The 15,309-nt window shown below is 73.8% G+C and carries 16 protein-coding genes; 7 read left to right on the top strand and 9 right to left on the bottom strand.

The window, feature by feature from the left end:
- The first annotated feature begins 63 nt into the window (after window positions 1-63).
- A complete protein-coding gene (locus tag ACFU3E_RS01295) occupies window positions 64-312 on the top strand; it encodes a hypothetical protein (protein WP_384150628.1) in 249 nt (82 codons plus the stop codon).
- 12 nt (window positions 313-324) lie between these two features.
- Here ACFU3E_RS01295 and murQ read toward each other — a convergent pair whose 3' ends face one another.
- Together murQ and ACFU3E_RS01285 are read right to left on the bottom strand one after the other, a co-directional pair.
- Window positions 325-1,257: an N-acetylmuramic acid 6-phosphate etherase gene (murQ, locus tag ACFU3E_RS01290; protein ID WP_384150166.1), complete on the bottom strand. Its 933-nt coding sequence runs from the start codon at window positions 1,255-1,257 to the stop codon at window positions 325-327.
- A 47-nt stretch (window positions 1,258-1,304) separates the two neighbouring features.
- A complete protein-coding gene (locus ACFU3E_RS01285; RefSeq protein WP_384150163.1) occupies window positions 1,305-2,240 on the bottom strand; it encodes a MurR/RpiR family transcriptional regulator in 936 nt (311 codons plus the stop codon).
- 55 nt (window positions 2,241-2,295) lie between these two features.
- Between ACFU3E_RS01285 and ACFU3E_RS01280 the strand changes: the two genes are divergently transcribed.
- Both ACFU3E_RS01280 and ACFU3E_RS01275 read left to right on the top strand, forming a co-directional pair.
- Entirely contained in the window at window positions 2,296-2,679 is a 384-nt protein-coding gene (locus ACFU3E_RS01280) for a hypothetical protein (RefSeq protein WP_384150160.1), read from the top strand.
- Window positions 2,680-2,686: 7 nt separating this feature from the next.
- The gene (locus ACFU3E_RS01275) at window positions 2,687-2,974 is read left to right on the top strand and encodes a DUF4031 domain-containing protein (RefSeq protein WP_384150157.1); all 288 of its coding nucleotides are present in this window, start codon (window positions 2,687-2,689) and stop codon (window positions 2,972-2,974) included.
- Here ACFU3E_RS01275 and ACFU3E_RS01270 read toward each other — a convergent pair.
- Together ACFU3E_RS01270 and ACFU3E_RS01265 are read right to left on the bottom strand one after the other, a co-directional pair.
- Window positions 2,944-4,002 carry a GNAT family N-acetyltransferase gene (locus ACFU3E_RS01270; protein ID WP_384150609.1) on the bottom strand — a complete coding sequence of 353 codons (1,059 nt, stop codon included), beginning with the start codon at window positions 4,000-4,002 and terminating at the stop codon, window positions 2,944-2,946. The two genes, ACFU3E_RS01275 and ACFU3E_RS01270, sit on opposite strands and share 31 nt — an antisense overlap.
- Before the next feature lie 34 nt (window positions 4,003-4,036).
- Window positions 4,037-4,699 (bottom strand): hypothetical protein, encoded by a 663-nt coding sequence (locus ACFU3E_RS01265; protein WP_384150153.1) that lies wholly within the window; start codon window positions 4,697-4,699, stop codon window positions 4,037-4,039.
- A 46-nt stretch (window positions 4,700-4,745) separates the two neighbouring features.
- Here ACFU3E_RS01265 and ACFU3E_RS01260 point away from each other — a divergent pair, with 46 nt between their 5' ends.
- Window positions 4,746-5,426 (top strand): maleylpyruvate isomerase family mycothiol-dependent enzyme, encoded by a 681-nt coding sequence (locus ACFU3E_RS01260; RefSeq protein WP_384150150.1) that lies wholly within the window; start codon window positions 4,746-4,748, stop codon window positions 5,424-5,426.
- Window positions 5,427-5,549: 123 nt separating this feature from the next.
- On the top strand, window positions 5,550-6,245 hold the full coding sequence (locus ACFU3E_RS01255) for a copper homeostasis protein CutC (RefSeq protein ID WP_384150147.1): 696 nt from the start codon (window positions 5,550-5,552) through the stop codon (window positions 6,243-6,245).
- 103 nt (window positions 6,246-6,348) lie between these two features.
- Here ACFU3E_RS01255 and ACFU3E_RS01250 read toward each other — a convergent pair whose 3' ends face one another.
- The gene (locus ACFU3E_RS01250; RefSeq protein ID WP_384150144.1) at window positions 6,349-8,415 is read right to left on the bottom strand and encodes a HelD family protein; all 2,067 of its coding nucleotides are present in this window, start codon (window positions 8,413-8,415) and stop codon (window positions 6,349-6,351) included.
- 276 nt (window positions 8,416-8,691) lie between these two features.
- Here ACFU3E_RS01250 and ACFU3E_RS01245 point away from each other — a divergent pair, with 276 nt between their 5' ends.
- Window positions 8,692-8,880 (top strand): hypothetical protein, encoded by a 189-nt coding sequence (locus ACFU3E_RS01245; protein WP_384150141.1) that lies wholly within the window; start codon window positions 8,692-8,694, stop codon window positions 8,878-8,880.
- A 19-nt stretch (window positions 8,881-8,899) separates the two neighbouring features.
- Here the strand turns inward: ACFU3E_RS01245 and ACFU3E_RS01240 are convergent, their stop codons facing one another.
- Window positions 8,900-10,543, bottom strand: a complete 1,644-nt coding sequence (locus tag ACFU3E_RS01240; RefSeq protein ID WP_384150137.1) for a DNA repair helicase XPB — start codon at window positions 10,541-10,543, stop codon at window positions 8,900-8,902.
- Between the two features lie 181 nt (window positions 10,544-10,724).
- On the opposite strand from ACFU3E_RS01240, the gene istB reads away from it, so the two are divergent.
- Window positions 10,725-12,152: an IS21-like element helper ATPase IstB gene (gene istB, locus ACFU3E_RS01235; RefSeq protein ID WP_384150134.1), complete on the top strand. Its 1,428-nt coding sequence runs from the start codon at window positions 10,725-10,727 to the stop codon at window positions 12,150-12,152.
- Here the strand turns inward: istB and ACFU3E_RS01230 are convergent.
- The 3 genes from ACFU3E_RS01230 to ACFU3E_RS01220 form a co-directional block, all read right to left on the bottom strand.
- The gene (locus ACFU3E_RS01230) at window positions 12,130-12,318 is read right to left on the bottom strand and encodes a hypothetical protein (protein WP_384150131.1); all 189 of its coding nucleotides are present in this window, start codon (window positions 12,316-12,318) and stop codon (window positions 12,130-12,132) included. The genes istB and ACFU3E_RS01230 overlap by 23 nt on opposite strands.
- A gap of 100 nt (window positions 12,319-12,418) precedes the next feature.
- The gene (locus tag ACFU3E_RS01225; RefSeq protein WP_384150128.1) at window positions 12,419-12,550 is read right to left on the bottom strand and encodes a hypothetical protein; all 132 of its coding nucleotides are present in this window, start codon (window positions 12,548-12,550) and stop codon (window positions 12,419-12,421) included.
- 169 nt (window positions 12,551-12,719) lie between these two features.
- Window positions 12,720-15,260: a helicase-associated domain-containing protein gene (locus ACFU3E_RS01220; protein ID WP_384150125.1), complete on the bottom strand. Its 2,541-nt coding sequence runs from the start codon at window positions 15,258-15,260 to the stop codon at window positions 12,720-12,722.
- Window positions 15,261-15,309: the final 49 nt, after the last annotated feature.

Raw genomic sequence — 15,309 nt, 5'->3', positions numbered from 1 at the left:
AGGCTAGGCGTGCCGGACACGCTGTGTGGTGAATCGCAAACTCAGCGTGGAGGTGGGGGAAACGTGCGCTCGACCGAAGAGATCGTGGAGTCGTTGCGGGACGCGCTCGGGGGAGTCGGAGTCGTGCTGCCGTCGCTGGGCGTCGACCCGGTGACCGGCGCGAGCGACGAGCCGTTCGCCCTGGTCGATCTGGGGCGGTGCAATGTACGGACGGCCGAGCACCTGGCCGACGTGCTCCGCTCGCTGCCGGTGAGTGCGGAGCTGCGGGCGCGGGTGCGGCAGTTGAACCGGGACGGGCGGGGCAGGCCCTGAGTTGCTGACAGGTCAGCCGGTCGCCGCGAGGGCCGCTCGCAAGTGCCCGTCGGACTCCTCCAGCAGGCGGGCCGCCGTCGGGCCGTCGACGTCGGCCAGGATCGTGAGGATCGCGTGCTTCACCTCGCCGTCCGTGGCGGTCAGGGCCTGCTCGATCTCCTTGTCGTCGGCACCGGTCGCGAGGGCGACGATGCGGTGGGAGCGGGCGCGGAGCTTGTCGTTCGAGGCGCGGACGTCGACCATCAGGTTCCCGTAGGTCTTGCCCAGCCGGATCATCGTGATCGTCGAGAGCATGTTGAGGACGAGCTTCTGCGCCGTGCCGGACTTCAGACGGGTGGAGCCGGTGAGCAGCTCGGGCCCCACGACGATCTCGATGCCGTGGTCGGCGGCGGCCGCGAGCGGGCTGCCGGCGTTGCAGGCGAGGCCGATGGTGAGGGAGCGACGGGTGCGGGCGTGTTCGACCGCGCCGATGGCGTACGGCGTGCGGCCGGAGGCGGAGATGCCGACCACCGTGTCGTCGGGGGTCAGGGCGAGGGGCGCCAGGTCGGCCCGGGCCAGGTCCCGGGAGTCCTCCGCGCCCTCGACCGAGGTGACCACCGCGTCCGGGCCGCCCGCGATCAGGCCGACGACCCGGGAGGGGTCGGTGTTGAAGGTTGGCGGGCACTCGGAGGCGTCCAGGACGCCCAGCCGGCCCGCCGTGCCCGCGCCCGCGTAGACCAGGCGGCCGCCCCGGGCCATCCGCTCCGCGACGGCGTCGATCGCGGCGGCGATCTGCGGGAGCCGTGCGGCGACCGCCCCGGCCACGGTGGCGTCCTCGCCGTTCATCAGCCGGGCGATGTCGAGGGTGGGCAGCCGGTCGATGTCCGCGAGTTCCGGCCGGAAGGCCTCGGTGGTCAGGGACTCCAACTCGGTCCTGAGGTCACGGGGGTGGGAGGTGGAGGTCATGAACGGCTCTTTCCGTGTCTTTCCGGTGCTGGGCGGGGCGGCGCGCCTCAGGAACGATGCCGGTGGGCCAGGGCCTCGTAGGACGCCGACAGCGCCGGCGCCGCCTTCTCGTAGGTCCGCTGCGCCACCCCCACGAACAGGCAGTCCACCACGAGGAGCTGTCCGGTACGGGACGACATCGCCGCCGGACGCAGCTCGCTCTCGCGTGCGGTGGACGTGGTGAGGACGTGGTCGGCGTACTGCGTGACGGGGCCGGTCGGCCGGCCGGTGATCGCCACCGTCGTCGCCCCGCGCTCGAAGGCGACCCGCAGCGGCTCGATGACGTCCCCCGTCGCCCCGGAGTGCGTGATGGCGATCGCGACATCGCCCGCGCGCAGTTGCACCGCGTTGGTGACGGCGAGGTGCGGGTCGCTGTGGGCGTGCGCTATCAGCCCTATGCGCAGCAGCTTCTGCGTGAGGTCCTGCGCTACCAGGCCGGACGCGCCGACGCCGTACACGTCGGTGCGGCGGGCCGTGGTCAGCGCGGTGACGGCCGCGCCCAGTTGGACGGTGTCGAGGCCGGCGGCGGTGTCGGCGAGGGTCTGCTGCTCGTCGTAGGCGAGCTTGGCCACCACGTCGGCGATCGGGTCGTCCACCGCGATGTCCGTGGTGATGGCCGGGGCGCGGCCCGACTGCTGCTGTGCGGCGAGGCCGGCGAGGGCCAGGCGCAGGTCCCGGTAACCCGGATAGCCGAGCAGGCGGGCGGTGCGTACGACGGTCGCCTCGCTGGTGCCGGTGAGTTCGGCGAGGCCGGTGACCGTGAGGGCCGCGCAGCCGGCCGGGTCGCCCGCCACGGCTTCGGCGACGCGCTGCATGGAACGCGTCATCGACGGGCCCAGCGTGCGGACCTTGGCCGCGAGGGCGGCGGGGGCGGGCGGGGCGCCGCTCGCCCCCGAGGGGCCGCCGCGTTCGCCGGCGAAAATTTCCTTCACGTCTCGGGTCACGATTGAAAGATATTTTCGGCGCGGCGGCGGGGTCAAGAGTGCGCACAATGGGGGCATGGATCCCCTCAGCCCCCTGGAGCAGGCGCTGCACGCCGCGCGCGCCCTCGTACTGGCCGACCTCGTCGCGGGACGCGTCGCCGAGGCCGATGTCGTGTCCCTGGTCGAGGAGTCCGTCGTGCAGCGGCGGTGGTGGGTCGAGCAGTGGCCGGAGGGCGCGCAGTACGTGGCCGGTCTGGTCGCTCAGGACGTCCAGGACGCCCTGCTGGAGCGGTACGGCCGCTGGCCGCTGTGCCCGGTGTGCGGCACCGGTGAGCCGCACGCCCTCGACGTGGAACCGGAGTTGGGGGCCGACCCGCACTGGGTGTGCAGCGAGGCGGGCGTGAAGGTCGCCGCGGTGGGATCCCTGAGCGAGGCCATCGGCCCCGCGGCGTCCTCGTGAGGCCCGCGTGACGATCTACATCGACCCGCCGGCCTGGCCCGGCCACGGCCGCCTGTGGTCCCACCTCGTCAGCGACGTCTCCTACGACGAGCTGCACGCCTTCGCCGCGCGCCTCGGCGTCCCCCGCCGGGCCTTCGAACGCGACCACTACGACATCCCCGAGCAGCGGTACGCCGACGCGGTGCGGGCCGGGGCCGTGGAGGTCAGGAGCCGCGAGGTGGTACGGCTGCTGCACCAAGCGGGGCTGCGGCGGCCCAAGGGACGCTATCCCTCGCGAGGTTCGCGCAGCTCGTAGGCCAGGTGCTGCTCGGAGTCCTCGGCGACCTGGGTGAACCCGGCCCGCGCGAGCACGTTCTGCGACGGCACGTTGTCCCGCTCGACGTTCGCGACCACGGTCCGCGCCTCCGGCCGGTCCAGCGCCCAGGACGACAGCGCGCGCAGCGCCTCGGTGGCGTAGCCGTGGCCGCGGGCGCCCTCCACCAGGTCGTAGCCGATCTCGACCCGCCCCGCCTCGTCCGGGACGCCGTGGAACCCCATGGCGCCGAGCGCGCGGTCGTCCTCGCGCCGGACCAGCACGTACATGCCCCACTCCGGCCGGTGGACCCCGTCCTCGTACTGCTTGTACACCAGCCCGGAACCGACCCGGGTGCCCTCGACCGGGCCGCCCTCGATCCACTCGAAGCCGCCGTCGCCGACCGTGGACAGATCGGTGGCCGCCGCCGGGGTGACGCCCTGCAGGGTGAGCCGCTCGGTGTCGATCACCAGGTTGTTGCTCCAGCGCCACCCGGTGACCGGGGCGCGTCCGGCCAGTTCCCCGCGGCCGGTGGCCCACAGCAGGGTCAGCCACGGGGTGGGGCCCGGCCGGACGTGCGGGAAGATCCGGGTCAGCGCGAAGTCGCACAGCTCGGACGCCGGCTCGTACGGCACGCCCAGCCCCTCGGCGATGTCGTGCGTGTGCAGCAGCACCTCGGCCACGCCCATCGCGGCGAACCCCTCACGGTTCGCGCTGCGGAACGGGTACGGATGGAAGGCCCGCACGTCACGTGGAGTGGTACGGACGGCGGCGGCGAGCAGGGCGCCCATCGCGCCGATCACCCGCACCGCACCCGCGTTGTCGGTCCCCTCGTCCAGCGAGAGCTCGAACGGCGCGTACCCGTCCTGCTCCCGCCCCGCCAGCTGCCCCGCGTACGCGATGAGATCCTCCGCGATGTGCACCGCCGTCCTGCGGCAGCTCCACTCCAGCCGCCCGGCCCGCACCCCTTCCCAGTCCCGATCGGTGACCGCCCCCAACAGCCCGACGCACTCGGCGACGGCCTGCTCCACCTGTTCCGCTCCCGTGGTCCACATGGTGGGCAGGCTACGAGGCGTCGTGAGGTGAGAGCGACAGCATTTCCAGCTCGCCGGCGAGGTTGTAGCGGGCCGTGGCCTCCCACTCGGCTGCGCCGTACGGCGTCCTGAACAGGCGTGGGAGGTCCAGGAGTTGGTGCAGGATCGCGGCGCGGCCCGCGCGGAAGGCGTCGTTCGGGACGAAGTGGTACTCCTCGCGGACGGCCGTGGTGTAGGCGGCGTACGCCGACGGGGGCGAGGCGAGGATCGCGAGGTCGGCGTCGCACAGGACCTGGCCGTCGGGGTCGTCGTCGGCGGGGTCGTGGGTGACGGTGAGCCGGACCAGGCGGGCCACCTCGGCGGTCTTCGCGTCGGGAACGCCGGCTTCCGGGAGGGCGCGCTCGGCGAGGCGGGCGGAGCGCTCCTCGTTCTCGGAGCGGTCGGGCAGGTAGACCGCGTCGTGGAACCAGGCGGCCAGCCGCACCACGTCCGGGTCGTGCGCGTATCGCTCCAGTTCGTCGACGCGGTCCAGGACCGCCGTGAGGTGCTCGACCGTGTGGTAGCGGCGCTGGGGCTCCTGCCAGCGGGTGAGCAGGGCATCGGCGTACGGCGCCGGGTCCGGGCCGCCGGCCGGGCCCCGGGCTGCTTCCAGGGTGCGGGCGAAGCGGGTGTGCAGGGAGTCGAGGTCGGCCATGGTGGCATTCTCCCGCTGAGCGGGGTCGGGCACCTAGCGTGGGGGCATGACTACTCCTGCTGATGTGCATGACGTACGGGACCCCGAGCAGCCCGGACGGCTGCTGACGATCGAGCGTGACGCGCTGATCCCGCTGCTGCGGGGCCGGGCCGGGGAGGACTTCGCGCGGCCCGTCGCCGCGTGTCCGGGCTGGACGGTGCGGGACGTGCTCGCGCACTGCTCGGCCGCGCTGACGCGGGTGGCGGAGGGCAGGTTCGAGGAGGGCGTGTTCTCGCCCGAGGTAAACGACCGGGACATCGCCGAACGGGCCGGCCGGAGCGACGCACAGATCGTCGACGAGCTGGAGCGGGGGATGGGCGAGGCCGGGCCCGTGATCGCCCAGGCGGGCGGGAAGCTGGACGGCCTCGCCCTCGGGGAGTGGGTGCACGCCGGGGACGTCCGCGAGGCCTTCGGGGAGCCGGGGGCGTACGGCGGGGCCGGGCTGCCGGACGCACTCGCGCTGCTCGCCCGCCTCACCCGCGAGCGGGGGCACGTGCCGCTGCACGCCGACCTCGACGACCTGGACGAGCCGCTGCGGCTGGGTGAGAGCGGCGGGGAGCGGCCCCCGGGCCGTTTCATCGGGGACGGGCCGACCCTCGTACGGCTGTACGCGGGGCGGCCGGTCGACGGGGCACCGGCGTTCGAGCTGGCCGGGGTGGAGGCGAAGGAGCTGAACATCTTCGGCTGAGGCGTCGGCCCGGGGCCGGGGGCTTGGGATTCGGCGGGAGTGGGCAGCGTAGTCTTGATTGGACTAGACCTGTCGCAACCGTCAGGCGTCCGTACGCCGACGCCGTGCCGACGAAGGGGCCCCATGAGCAAGCGTGCAGTCCTGGAGGTGATCGCCCTCGGCGTCGAGGACGCGGTCGCCGCCCAGGCGGGAGGCGCGGACCGCCTCGAGCTGGTCACCGACATGGCGGCCGACGGGCTCACGCCGTCGGCCGCCACCGTCGCCGGGATCCGCCGGGCGGTCGACATCTCCCTGCGGGTGATGCTGCGGCCGGCCGACGGGTTCGCGGCCGGGGACGTGGACCGGCTGGCGCGGGTGGCGGGCGAGCTGCGGGAGGCCGGGGCGGAGGAGTTCGTGCTCGGGTTCCTCGACGCGGACGGCGGGGTGGATGTGGCGGCTGTGGAGCGGGTTGTGGGCGTGCTGGACGGCTGCCCCTGGACCTTCCACCGCGCGATCGACCGGTCCGCGGACCGCGATGCCCTGCGCAAGCAGCTGGACGGGATGCCGGGGCTGGACACGTACCTGACGGCCGGGTCGGCGGACGGGGTCGACGACGGGCTGCCCGTGCTGCTCGCGGAGGCGGGGCGGGCCGGGGAGCCGGGGTATGAGCAACGGTTGCTGGTCGGGGGTGGGCTGCGGCTCGCTCATGTGCCGATGTTGCTGAAGGCCGGAGTCGACGGCTTCCACATCGGCGGGGCGGCCCGGCCGCGGGGGTGGGACGAGCCGGTGTCGGCACAGGCGGTCGCGGCGTGGCGGGCTGCGGTGGACGGCGTCCCGTAGGTACTGCACGTTGTTGCTCGGGCCGGGTGGGTGCGGCAGCTGGGCGCGGCGAGGTGCCGCCGCGCCCACCCGTGCCGCCCCTGGCGGCACGCATGCCCGCAGCTCAGGCCCGCAGTTGCGGCGGCAGCGGTGCCGTGTGGGTCACCGTCAGGCCCGATACCGCCCTCGTCAGGGCCACGTACAGGCGACGCAGGCCCGTCCGTTCGTCCGGTTCGCCGTCGACCACCGCCCGGGGTTCGTCCAGGACCACGTAGTCGTACTCCAGGCCCTTCGCGAGGGACGCCGGGACCAGGGTCAGGCGGGTGTCCTGGGTCGTTTCCTCACCGGGGCCCAGGTACGGGATCCCGGCCTCCGTCAGGGACTTGGCCAGCTCCGGGACGCGGGCGTCCGCCGCGATGAGGCCCGTCGAGCCCTCGTGGCGCAGCGACGCGCGGCAGGCCTCGACCACGTCCGCCGTGCCGGAGACCGGCCGGACCTCGAAGTGGCCCGGGTTCTCGCGGATCGAGACCACCGGGGTGAGGCCCGGGGCGATGTGCGGGAGCAGCCGGGAGGCGTAGGCGATGACGTCCGTCGGGACGCGGAAACCGGCCGTCAGCTCCTCCACCAGCGCGTCCGGCTTGCCCAGGTGGGACAGCGCCTGCCGCCAGCCCCGGGTCGCCCAGGGCGTCGTGCCCTGCGCCAGGTCGCCGAGGACGGTCGCGCTGCCGGTGGTGCAGCGCCGGCCGACGGCCCGGTACTGCATGGGGGAGAGGTCCTGCGCCTCGTCGAGGACGACATGCCCGAGGGAGTGCGTGCGCTGGATCAGGTCCGTGGCCTCGTCGATCAGGACGGCGTCCGCCGGTGACCACCTGGCCGACTTCACACTGCGCGCCGGCTTCACCCAGAGGATCGCCTTCTGCTCGTCCTCGTCGAGGATCCCGTCGGCGTGGACGGCGAGGAACTCCGCGTCCGACAGCAGCCGCAGCACCAGCTTCGCCGGGTCGACCGCCGGCCAGACCGCCTTGACCGCCGCCTTGACCGCGCTGTTGCGGGCCACCGCGTCCTGCACCCGGTCGTCGGGCGCCTCACCCGACCTTTCCATCTGCACCAGCACGGCATGCGCGATGCGCTGCGGCAGGGCCTCGCGGGCGGCGCCGTAGCGGATGCCGCGGTCGAGCAACTCGCGGACCAGCTGCTCCAGTTCGTACGCCGGTACCCGCCAGCGGCGGGAGCCGCGCACCACCACGACCGGCTCGGTGGGCATCGTGACGTGCGCGTAGAGGGCCCGGCGCAGCACCTGCGCCAGCCGGGCGTCGCCCTTGACGACGGCGGCCGCCGCGTCGTCCGCGCCCTTGATCTCGACGTGGGCGACGATGTCGTCGACGGTCGCCTGCTGGACGGTCAACTCGCCGAGCGCGGGGAGGACTTGCTCGATGTAGTGCAGGAAGGACCGGTTCGGCCCGATGACCAGCGTGCCGGTACGGGCGAGCCGCTCGCGGTGGGCGTAGAGGAGGTAGGCGACCCGGTGCAGGCCGACGGCGGTCTTCCCGGTGCCCGGGCCGCCCTGCACGCACACCGTGCCGGAGAGGCCGGACCGGACGATCTCGTCCTGCTCCGGCTGGATCGTCGCGACGATGTCCCGCATCGGGCCGACACGCGGCCGCTCGATCTCCTGCTGGAGCAGCTTGCTGGTCCGGGCCTCCCCGGCGGAGCCGGACAGTGTCACAGCGCCGGGATCGGACAGGTGCTCGTCCTCGTACGCCGTGATGTCGCCGCGGGTGTAACCGAAGCGGCGGCGCAGCGCGACGTCCATCGGGTCCTTCTTGGAGGCCCGGTAGAACGGCTGCGAGACCGGCGCGCGCCAGTCGATGACCATGGGGTCGCCGTCCTGGTCGTGCACATGCCGCCGCCCGATGTAGAAGCGCTCGCCTTCGGCGCCCTCCGCCTCCTCGGCGCCCGGGGCGTGCAGGTAGTCGAGCCGGCCGAAGAACAGCGGGGTGTCGCTGAGGTCGGCCAGGGCCTTGATGCGTTCCCCGATCTGGTGGGTCAGCACCTCGGCGTTGACCCAGTTCGCGGTGACGTCGCTGATGTCGAGGGCCTCGACCCCCTCGCGCATGGCGCGCAGGGCGGAACGGGACGCGGCCAGGTGGGAGCGCTCACGCGAGAGCGGGTCGTCGAGGGGCGTGGACAAGGGGGTGCCTCCGGAGGGACCTGCTGAAGAGATGGCGGTGAGATGTCGGCCGGTTTCCGTCCGGTCGGCGGCGCTCCGTGAGGGAGGCGGGCAAGAGCGGGATCTTAGAGGAGCACAGGCGCCGGCCGCGAACGGTTTTCCCGTCCCCTAGGGGACGCGGGGACGTGGCACTCCTCCCTGAGGGGAAGGGGTTGCCCCACGGGCGTACGAGGACCTGCGGAAGGTTCGGTCCCGAGACCGACGCGGACTTTACGGGCCGAAACGCACCATGGAGGTATGAGCGCAGCAACCATCCACCCTGCCCCGGCACCGGGCCGCCCGCCCGGCGCCACCGCCGTGACCGGCAGCCACCGCCACCGTCTCGGCGATGCCCTGCGCGCCATCAGGGTCTTCGCCGGCGCTGCCTTCGACGTGGTCGTCCTCGGTCAGTACGGAGAGGAAGTCGGCGTGGTCCGCCGCAAGTGAGGGGACCGGCCGGGCGCCGTCAGCTCTCCGTCAGCAGCTCGTCCGCGTCCATGATCCGGTACGCGTACCCCTGCTCCGCCAGGAAGCGCTGGCGGTGGGCGGCGAAGTCCTGGTCGATGGTGTCCCGGGCGACCACCGAGTAGAAGTGCGCCTGATGGCCGTCGGACTTGGGACGCAGGACCCGGCCGAGGCGCTGGGCCTCCTCCTGCCGGGAGCCGAACGTGCCCGAGACCTGGATGGCGACCGTCGCCTCCGGCAGGTCGATCGAGAAGTTCGCGACCTTGGACACGACGAGCACGCTGATCTCGCCCTCCCGGAAGGCGTCGAAGAGCTTCTCCCGCTGGGCGTTCGACGTCTCGCCCTTGATCACGGGCGCCCCGAGGTGCTCGCCCAGTTCGTCGAGCTGGTCGATGTACTGGCCGATGACGAGGATCTGCTGCCCGGCGAAGCGCCGGACGATCGCCTCCGTGACCTTCCGCTTCGTCGCGGTCGTCGCACAGAAGCGGTACTTCTCCTCCGTCTCGGCCGTGGCGTACGCGAGCCGCTCGGAGTCCGTCAGATTGACCCGGACCTCCACGCAGTCGGCGGGTGCGATGTACCCCTGCGCCTCGATCTCCTTCCACGGCGCGTCGAACCGCTTGGGGCCGATCAGGGAGAACACGTCCGACTCCCGGCCGTCCTCACGCACCAGGGTGGCGGTCAGCCCGAGCCGCCGCCGCGCCTGGAGGTCGGCGGTGAACTTGAAGACCGGCGCGGGCAGCAGGTGCACCTCGTCGTAGACGATCAGCCCCCAGTCCCGCGAGTCGAACAGCTCCAGGTGCGGGTAGACGCCCTTCCGCCGGGTCGTCAGCACCTGGTACGTGGCGATCGTGACGGGCCGGATCTCCTTCTTCGTCCCGCTGTACTCGCCGATCTCGTCCTCGGTGAGCGACGTCCGCTTCACCAGCTCGTGCTTCCACTGCCGGGCGGACACCGTGTTCGTGACCAGGATCAGGGTCGTGGACTTGGCCTGCGCCATCGACCCGGCCCCGACCAGCGTCTTCCCGGCGCCGCAGGGCAGCACGACGACACCCGACCCGCCGTGCCAGAAGTTCTCGACGGCCTGCTTCTGGTACGGCCTGAGCGCCCAGCCGTCCTCGGCCAGCTCGATCTCGTGCGCCTCGCCGTCGACGTACCCGGCGAGGTCCTCGGCCGGCCAGCCCAGCTTCAGCAGCGTCTGCTTGATCTGCCCGCGCTCGGAGGGGTGCACGGCGACCGTGTCCGGGTCGATGCGGGCGCCGACCAGGGGCGTGACCCGCTTCGACCGCAGGATCTCCTCCAGCACCGGGCGGTCGGTGGTGGTCAGGACCAGCCCGTGCGCGGGGTGCTTGGACAGGGTGAGACGGCCGTAGCGGTCCATCGTCTCGGCGATGTCCACGAGCAGCGCGTGCGGCACCGGGTAGCGGCTGTACTGCACGAGCGCGTCCACGACCTGCTCGGCGTCATGGCCCGCCGCCCGGGCGTTCCACAGGCCGAGCGGAGTCACCCGGTAGGTGTGGATGTGCTCCGGCGCCCGCTCCAGCTCCGCGAACGGGGCGATGGCCCGACGGCAGTCGTCGGCCTGCTCGTGGTCGACTTCCAGGAGCAGGGTCTTGTCGGACTGGACGATCAGCGGACCATTCACGCGCGGCACCCTTTCTGTGGCCGGACGGCTCGGACGGTTCGACAGTGCGACGCCCCGGCCAATCGTCAAGTGTGCCTGATCGACCGCGTCAGGTGGTGTGATCTGCGCGTCCAGTCGTACTGAATGCCTATTCATCCCAACGTGTGGTGTGAATTCAGTTTTTCCATCGCGGTCCCGAAGAATGGCGCAGGTGCAGAACCCGACGACCACCACGCTCGGATACGCCCTGTTCGCCACCCGCTGGCTCCAGGCCCCGCTGTACTTCGGGCTGGTGGCCGCCCAGGGCGTCTACGTCTACAAGTTCTTCAAGGAGCTCTGGACCTTAATCCTGATGTGCGTGACCGGGCACGCCACCGAGACGTACGTGATGCTCGCGGTGCTCAAGCTGGTCGACGTCGTCATGATCGCCAACCTGCTGATCATGGTGATCGTTGGCGGCTACGAGACGTTCGTCTCGCGCATCGGCCTGCAGGGCCACCGCGACCAGCCCGAATGGCTCTCGCACGTCAACTCCAACGTGCTGAAGGTCAAGCTCGCCACGGCGATCGTGGGCATCTCCTCCGTGCACCTGCTCCAGATGTTCGTGGACGTCCACCACACCTCCCAGCACGCCCTGCTGTGGGGGACGGTGATCCACATGGCGTTCATCGCCTCGGCGGCGATCCTCGCCTACATGTCGGGGCCGATGGTCGCGCACGCGGACCGCGGACACGCCGACCGCTCTCCGGCCGACCGCTCTCCGGCCGGGCACACGCCGGCCCGGCACCCACGGGAGCACGACCACGCGGACCGGCAGTGCTCGACGCCGGACCCCGAGGCCCTGCCGGCCGCGCCGGCTGCCCCCTCTCAGCGCGAGCCGGGCGCCGAGGCCCCGGTGGCCTGGGCGGTTGTCTCGCCCCGGCGCGAGCCGGGCGTCGCAGCCCCGGTGGCCGCAGGGGCCCTGCCGCGGCAGCCCGGACCCGGCGGCGAGATCCCGCCGGCCGCGGCGGACGTCCCGCGGCAGCCCCACCCGGACGCCGGCGCCGGCGCCGACTCCGAGGCCCGGATCCGTGCCGCCGGCTTTCCGGCCCGCAAGGCCCTGGAGGACTTCGACCAGCGGCACCCCCGCGGCTTCGACCGGGAGGCCGTGGCGCGGCTCGGCAAGGCGGAGTTCGTCACCGCCCGGCGCAACGTGGTCCTCGTCGGCCCGCCCGGCACCGGCAAGACCCACCTGGCCGTCGCCCTCGGCGTGCGCGCCTGCCAGGCCGGGCACCGGGTGCTGTTCGCGACCGCCGCCGAGTGGGCCGCCCGGCTCTCCGACGCCCGGGACGCCGGCCGGCTCGACGCGGAGCTGGCCGCTCTCGACGATCACCCCCTCCTGATCGTCGACGAGGTCGGCTACACCCCCTTCGACGCGGCGACCGCAGGCCTGTTCTTCCAGCTCGTCGCGCGCCGCTACGAGCGGGCCTCGCTGATCGTGACCAGCGACCGCCCCCTCGGCCGCTGGGACGAGGTCTTCGGCCCGTCCGCCCCGGCGATGACGGACCGCCTCGCCCATCACGCCGAGTTCGTGCGGCTGGACGGGGACAGCTACCGGACGCGCCGCGCTACTTCAGCGTGGGCAGACTGACGTTGTTGACCAGCGGGCCTTCGATGGAGACCCCCTCGGTGACCAGTGGCTCCACACCGGCGACCGGCAGGGGCAGCGGCAGCGGGGGCGCCGCGGCTGCGGCGGGCGCCGACGCCCCCACGAGTGCGACGGCACAGAGAGCGACGGCGGGCAGCTTTTCACGCATGAGGACGGCGGGGCCTTTCACGGGCTGAGAGACGACGGACACCGCACCGCGAGCCGGCCCGGGGACGCCTGGACCGGCCCGGCGGCCGCGCGGGAGCGGATCAGATCTGCGGTGTCTCGAGGACGAGGCCGGCGACATCGATGCTCGCCGCGGAGGCCGGCGTGGCCAGCCCCCCGAACGTCATCAGGGCCGCGGTGGCCAGGACGGCGGCGACTCGACGGACAGCGCGCATGTGGGGGACTTCCTTTCGGTGACGCTCACAGGACACCCGGTGGCTGCCCCCGCGCGCACCGCGTGATGCGGCACGCCCGGGAAGGTCGCCCAAGGGTGGGAAGTCCCCGGCGTGGCGTGCATGAACGCCCGCCTGCACCCGAACGGGTGACACGGGCCACGAGCTGCCATCAGTCCGCGTCGTCGGCGAGCTCGGCGACCCCCGTGATCCGGTGCAGCGGATACGTACGGACCTCGTCCGCGGTGTGGTCGTACGCCGTGACGAAGCCGCCCTCGACGCGGATCGGGGCGATGACCCGCTGGCTGGCGGCCCCCTCGGCGTTGACGTAGCCGATCCACAGGGCCTCACCGGTGAGGACGGCGGCCTGCATGGTGGCGAGGGTCTCGGCGGCGCCGGTGCGGGGCAGCGCACCGTTGGCCACGGGGGCCGTGCCGGGCTTGCGCGGGGTGGTGGAGGCGAGATCGCCGGCCCGGATGGCGCGCAGCGCGGCCGCGAGGAGGGTGTCGTCGGGGACCGGCGGGCCGTCCGGGACCGGCTCGGGCGCGGTGCGCGGCGGGGTGCGGTGGGCGAGGGCGCGGGTGATCAGCACATCGCCCTCGGCGGACTCGGCGGCCGGCGCGAACCCCATCGCCCGCAGGCCCTCCAGGAGTCCCGCCGGGTCGGCCTGCGCGGCCAGTACGGTCGGGGCGAGCCGGCGCAGCCCGAGACCGGCGGCCCGCTTGTCGGCGAGGATCTCGCTCAGCACCGCGTCGTCGTCGCAGCGCACGTACGCCGAGGCCGCGCCGACCCGTAGATGGCCGTGCCGGCGGGCCACGTCGTCGATCAGGTACGCGAGCGGCTGCGGCACCGGCGTACGGGAGTGCACGGCGAGGAAGGCGTGCAGGTCGGAGGCGGCCTGCCCGGCGTCCAGCGCCCGCCGCACCGAGCCGGGCGTGAACCGGTAGACGGTCGCCCCGCCCTTGGACTCGACGTCCGCCAGCACACCCAGCATGTCCGCGAGCGGCCGCCGCAGGGGCCCGGGCGCCACCGCCGTCAGGTCGGCCTGGAGCAGCACGTGGTCCAGCGGCTCGGGCAGCAGCGGCGCGAGCAGCCGGGCCGCGGCGGCGGAGGCGACGGCCTGCTCGGCGGGGGAGAGGGGGACGAGCGGTGCGGTGCGGTGATGGTGGTGGACGGGCAGCTTGTCCCCCGGGCCGGAGGGCTCCGCTTCCGGGCTCGGCGCGGCAGCCGCGGGCGCGCCCAGCAGCGCCCGGCCCTGGGCCGACAGCGCGCCCCGGCCCGTGACGCCCAGCAGCTCCGCCTCGGACAGCGCCCACTCGGCGAGCCGGCTCCGCAGGTCGTCCTCGCGCCGGTCGCCGCGCAGGGGGCGCTCCCAGCGCAGCCGTGCCGGCACCGACCCGGCGGACGGGGCCGCGCCCTCCGGCAGCCCGGCCAGCAGCGCCAGCACCCGGTGCCGCACCTCGGGCGCCGCCGAGCGGTCCAGGCCCGGCCCGAGCGCCGACAACGTACGGTCCTTCGCGTCGCGCCCACCCACCAGCCCGGCCGTCCGCGTCGCCGCGAGCCACACCGTGACCAGCCGCGACCAGCGCTCGGCGGCGGGCAGCTCCAGCCACTCGTCGTACGCCGGGGTCGCCGCGTACCGCTCGTCGGCCTCGCCGTCGGAGGCGATCAGACCCGCCGTGTACGCCAGTTCCACCCAGAACGCGGCGACCGGCTCCGGTACGTCGAGGGCGACAGCGGTCCGCTTGAGGTCCCGCACGCTCAGCCCACCGGCGCGCAGCACCGCCGGCCCGCCCTCGTCCCAGTCCTTCAGCAGCTCCTCGACGGTCGCGAGCGCGGTGTACGCCTGCCCGGCCGCGGCGCTGTCCACAACCTGTGGACGATGTGTGGCCGCCACCTCGACCACCGGCGGTACCGGCTCGGGCGCCCGGTGCGCCTGCCCCCGCCGCAGATGCAGGGCGACCTCGCGCGGCAGGACGACCGTCCCGGGCGCCGTCGGCAGCAGCAGCCCTCGGTCCAGCAACCAGCGCAGCCGGGCCGCCGGATCGGCCGTGACCTGCCCGTACGGCGGCCCCCACACCAGGCGTTCCAGCACCTCGACGGAGTCGGCCGGGGCACCGGCGAGCAGCGCCGCCATCCGGGCCCGGTCCGTGAACAGCCCCGTCAGCGCGGTCACCGCGGAGACCGAGTCGTGCGTCGAGGCGAGCCCGGCGGTCGTGACGATCTCCTGGATCCGGCCCGGGGACATCCCGGCGGTCGCCTCCTGCACCGTCGGGCCCAGCCCGGTCGGCGACGGGTGCTGCGGCGAAGGGGCCAGCAGCTCACGTGCCGTGCGGACCAGCCGCAGCCGGTCGTCACCGCCCCACACCAGCGCCTGCTCGCGCAGCACGCCCAGGGCGTGCGGCAGGGCGGCGGCCACGGCCGGGTCCCGCTCGTCGCCCGCCATGAGTCCGAGCAGCTCGTCGTGCGTCGCCGGATCCGCCGCCACGGCCAGCGCCTCCGCCGTCTGCAGCGCGAACCGGTCCAGCCGCTCCAGGGCCCGCACGACCGAGGCACGGGTGCCGGCGCGGGTGGCGAGCTGGGTGAGATCGGTGGGGACGGGAGTGATGAGATCCGGGCGGCTGCGCAGGAGCGCGCCCAGCGCGGCGTCGCCCCGCGCGCGGAGCGCTTCCGCGAGGGAGCGGGGGGCCGGGGGCCTGTCCTCGGTGCTCATCCGGTCCACGGTAGCGGGTCGCCTCCGGCGGCAGGGCCGACCGTGCGCG

The organism is Streptomyces sp. NPDC057424 (assembly GCF_042803315.1).
Taxonomy (GTDB): Bacteria; Actinomycetota; Actinomycetes; order Streptomycetales; family Streptomycetaceae; genus Streptomyces.
The sequence above is the reverse complement of the archived record's forward strand: the minus strand, read 5'-3'. Positions and strand labels throughout refer to the sequence as shown.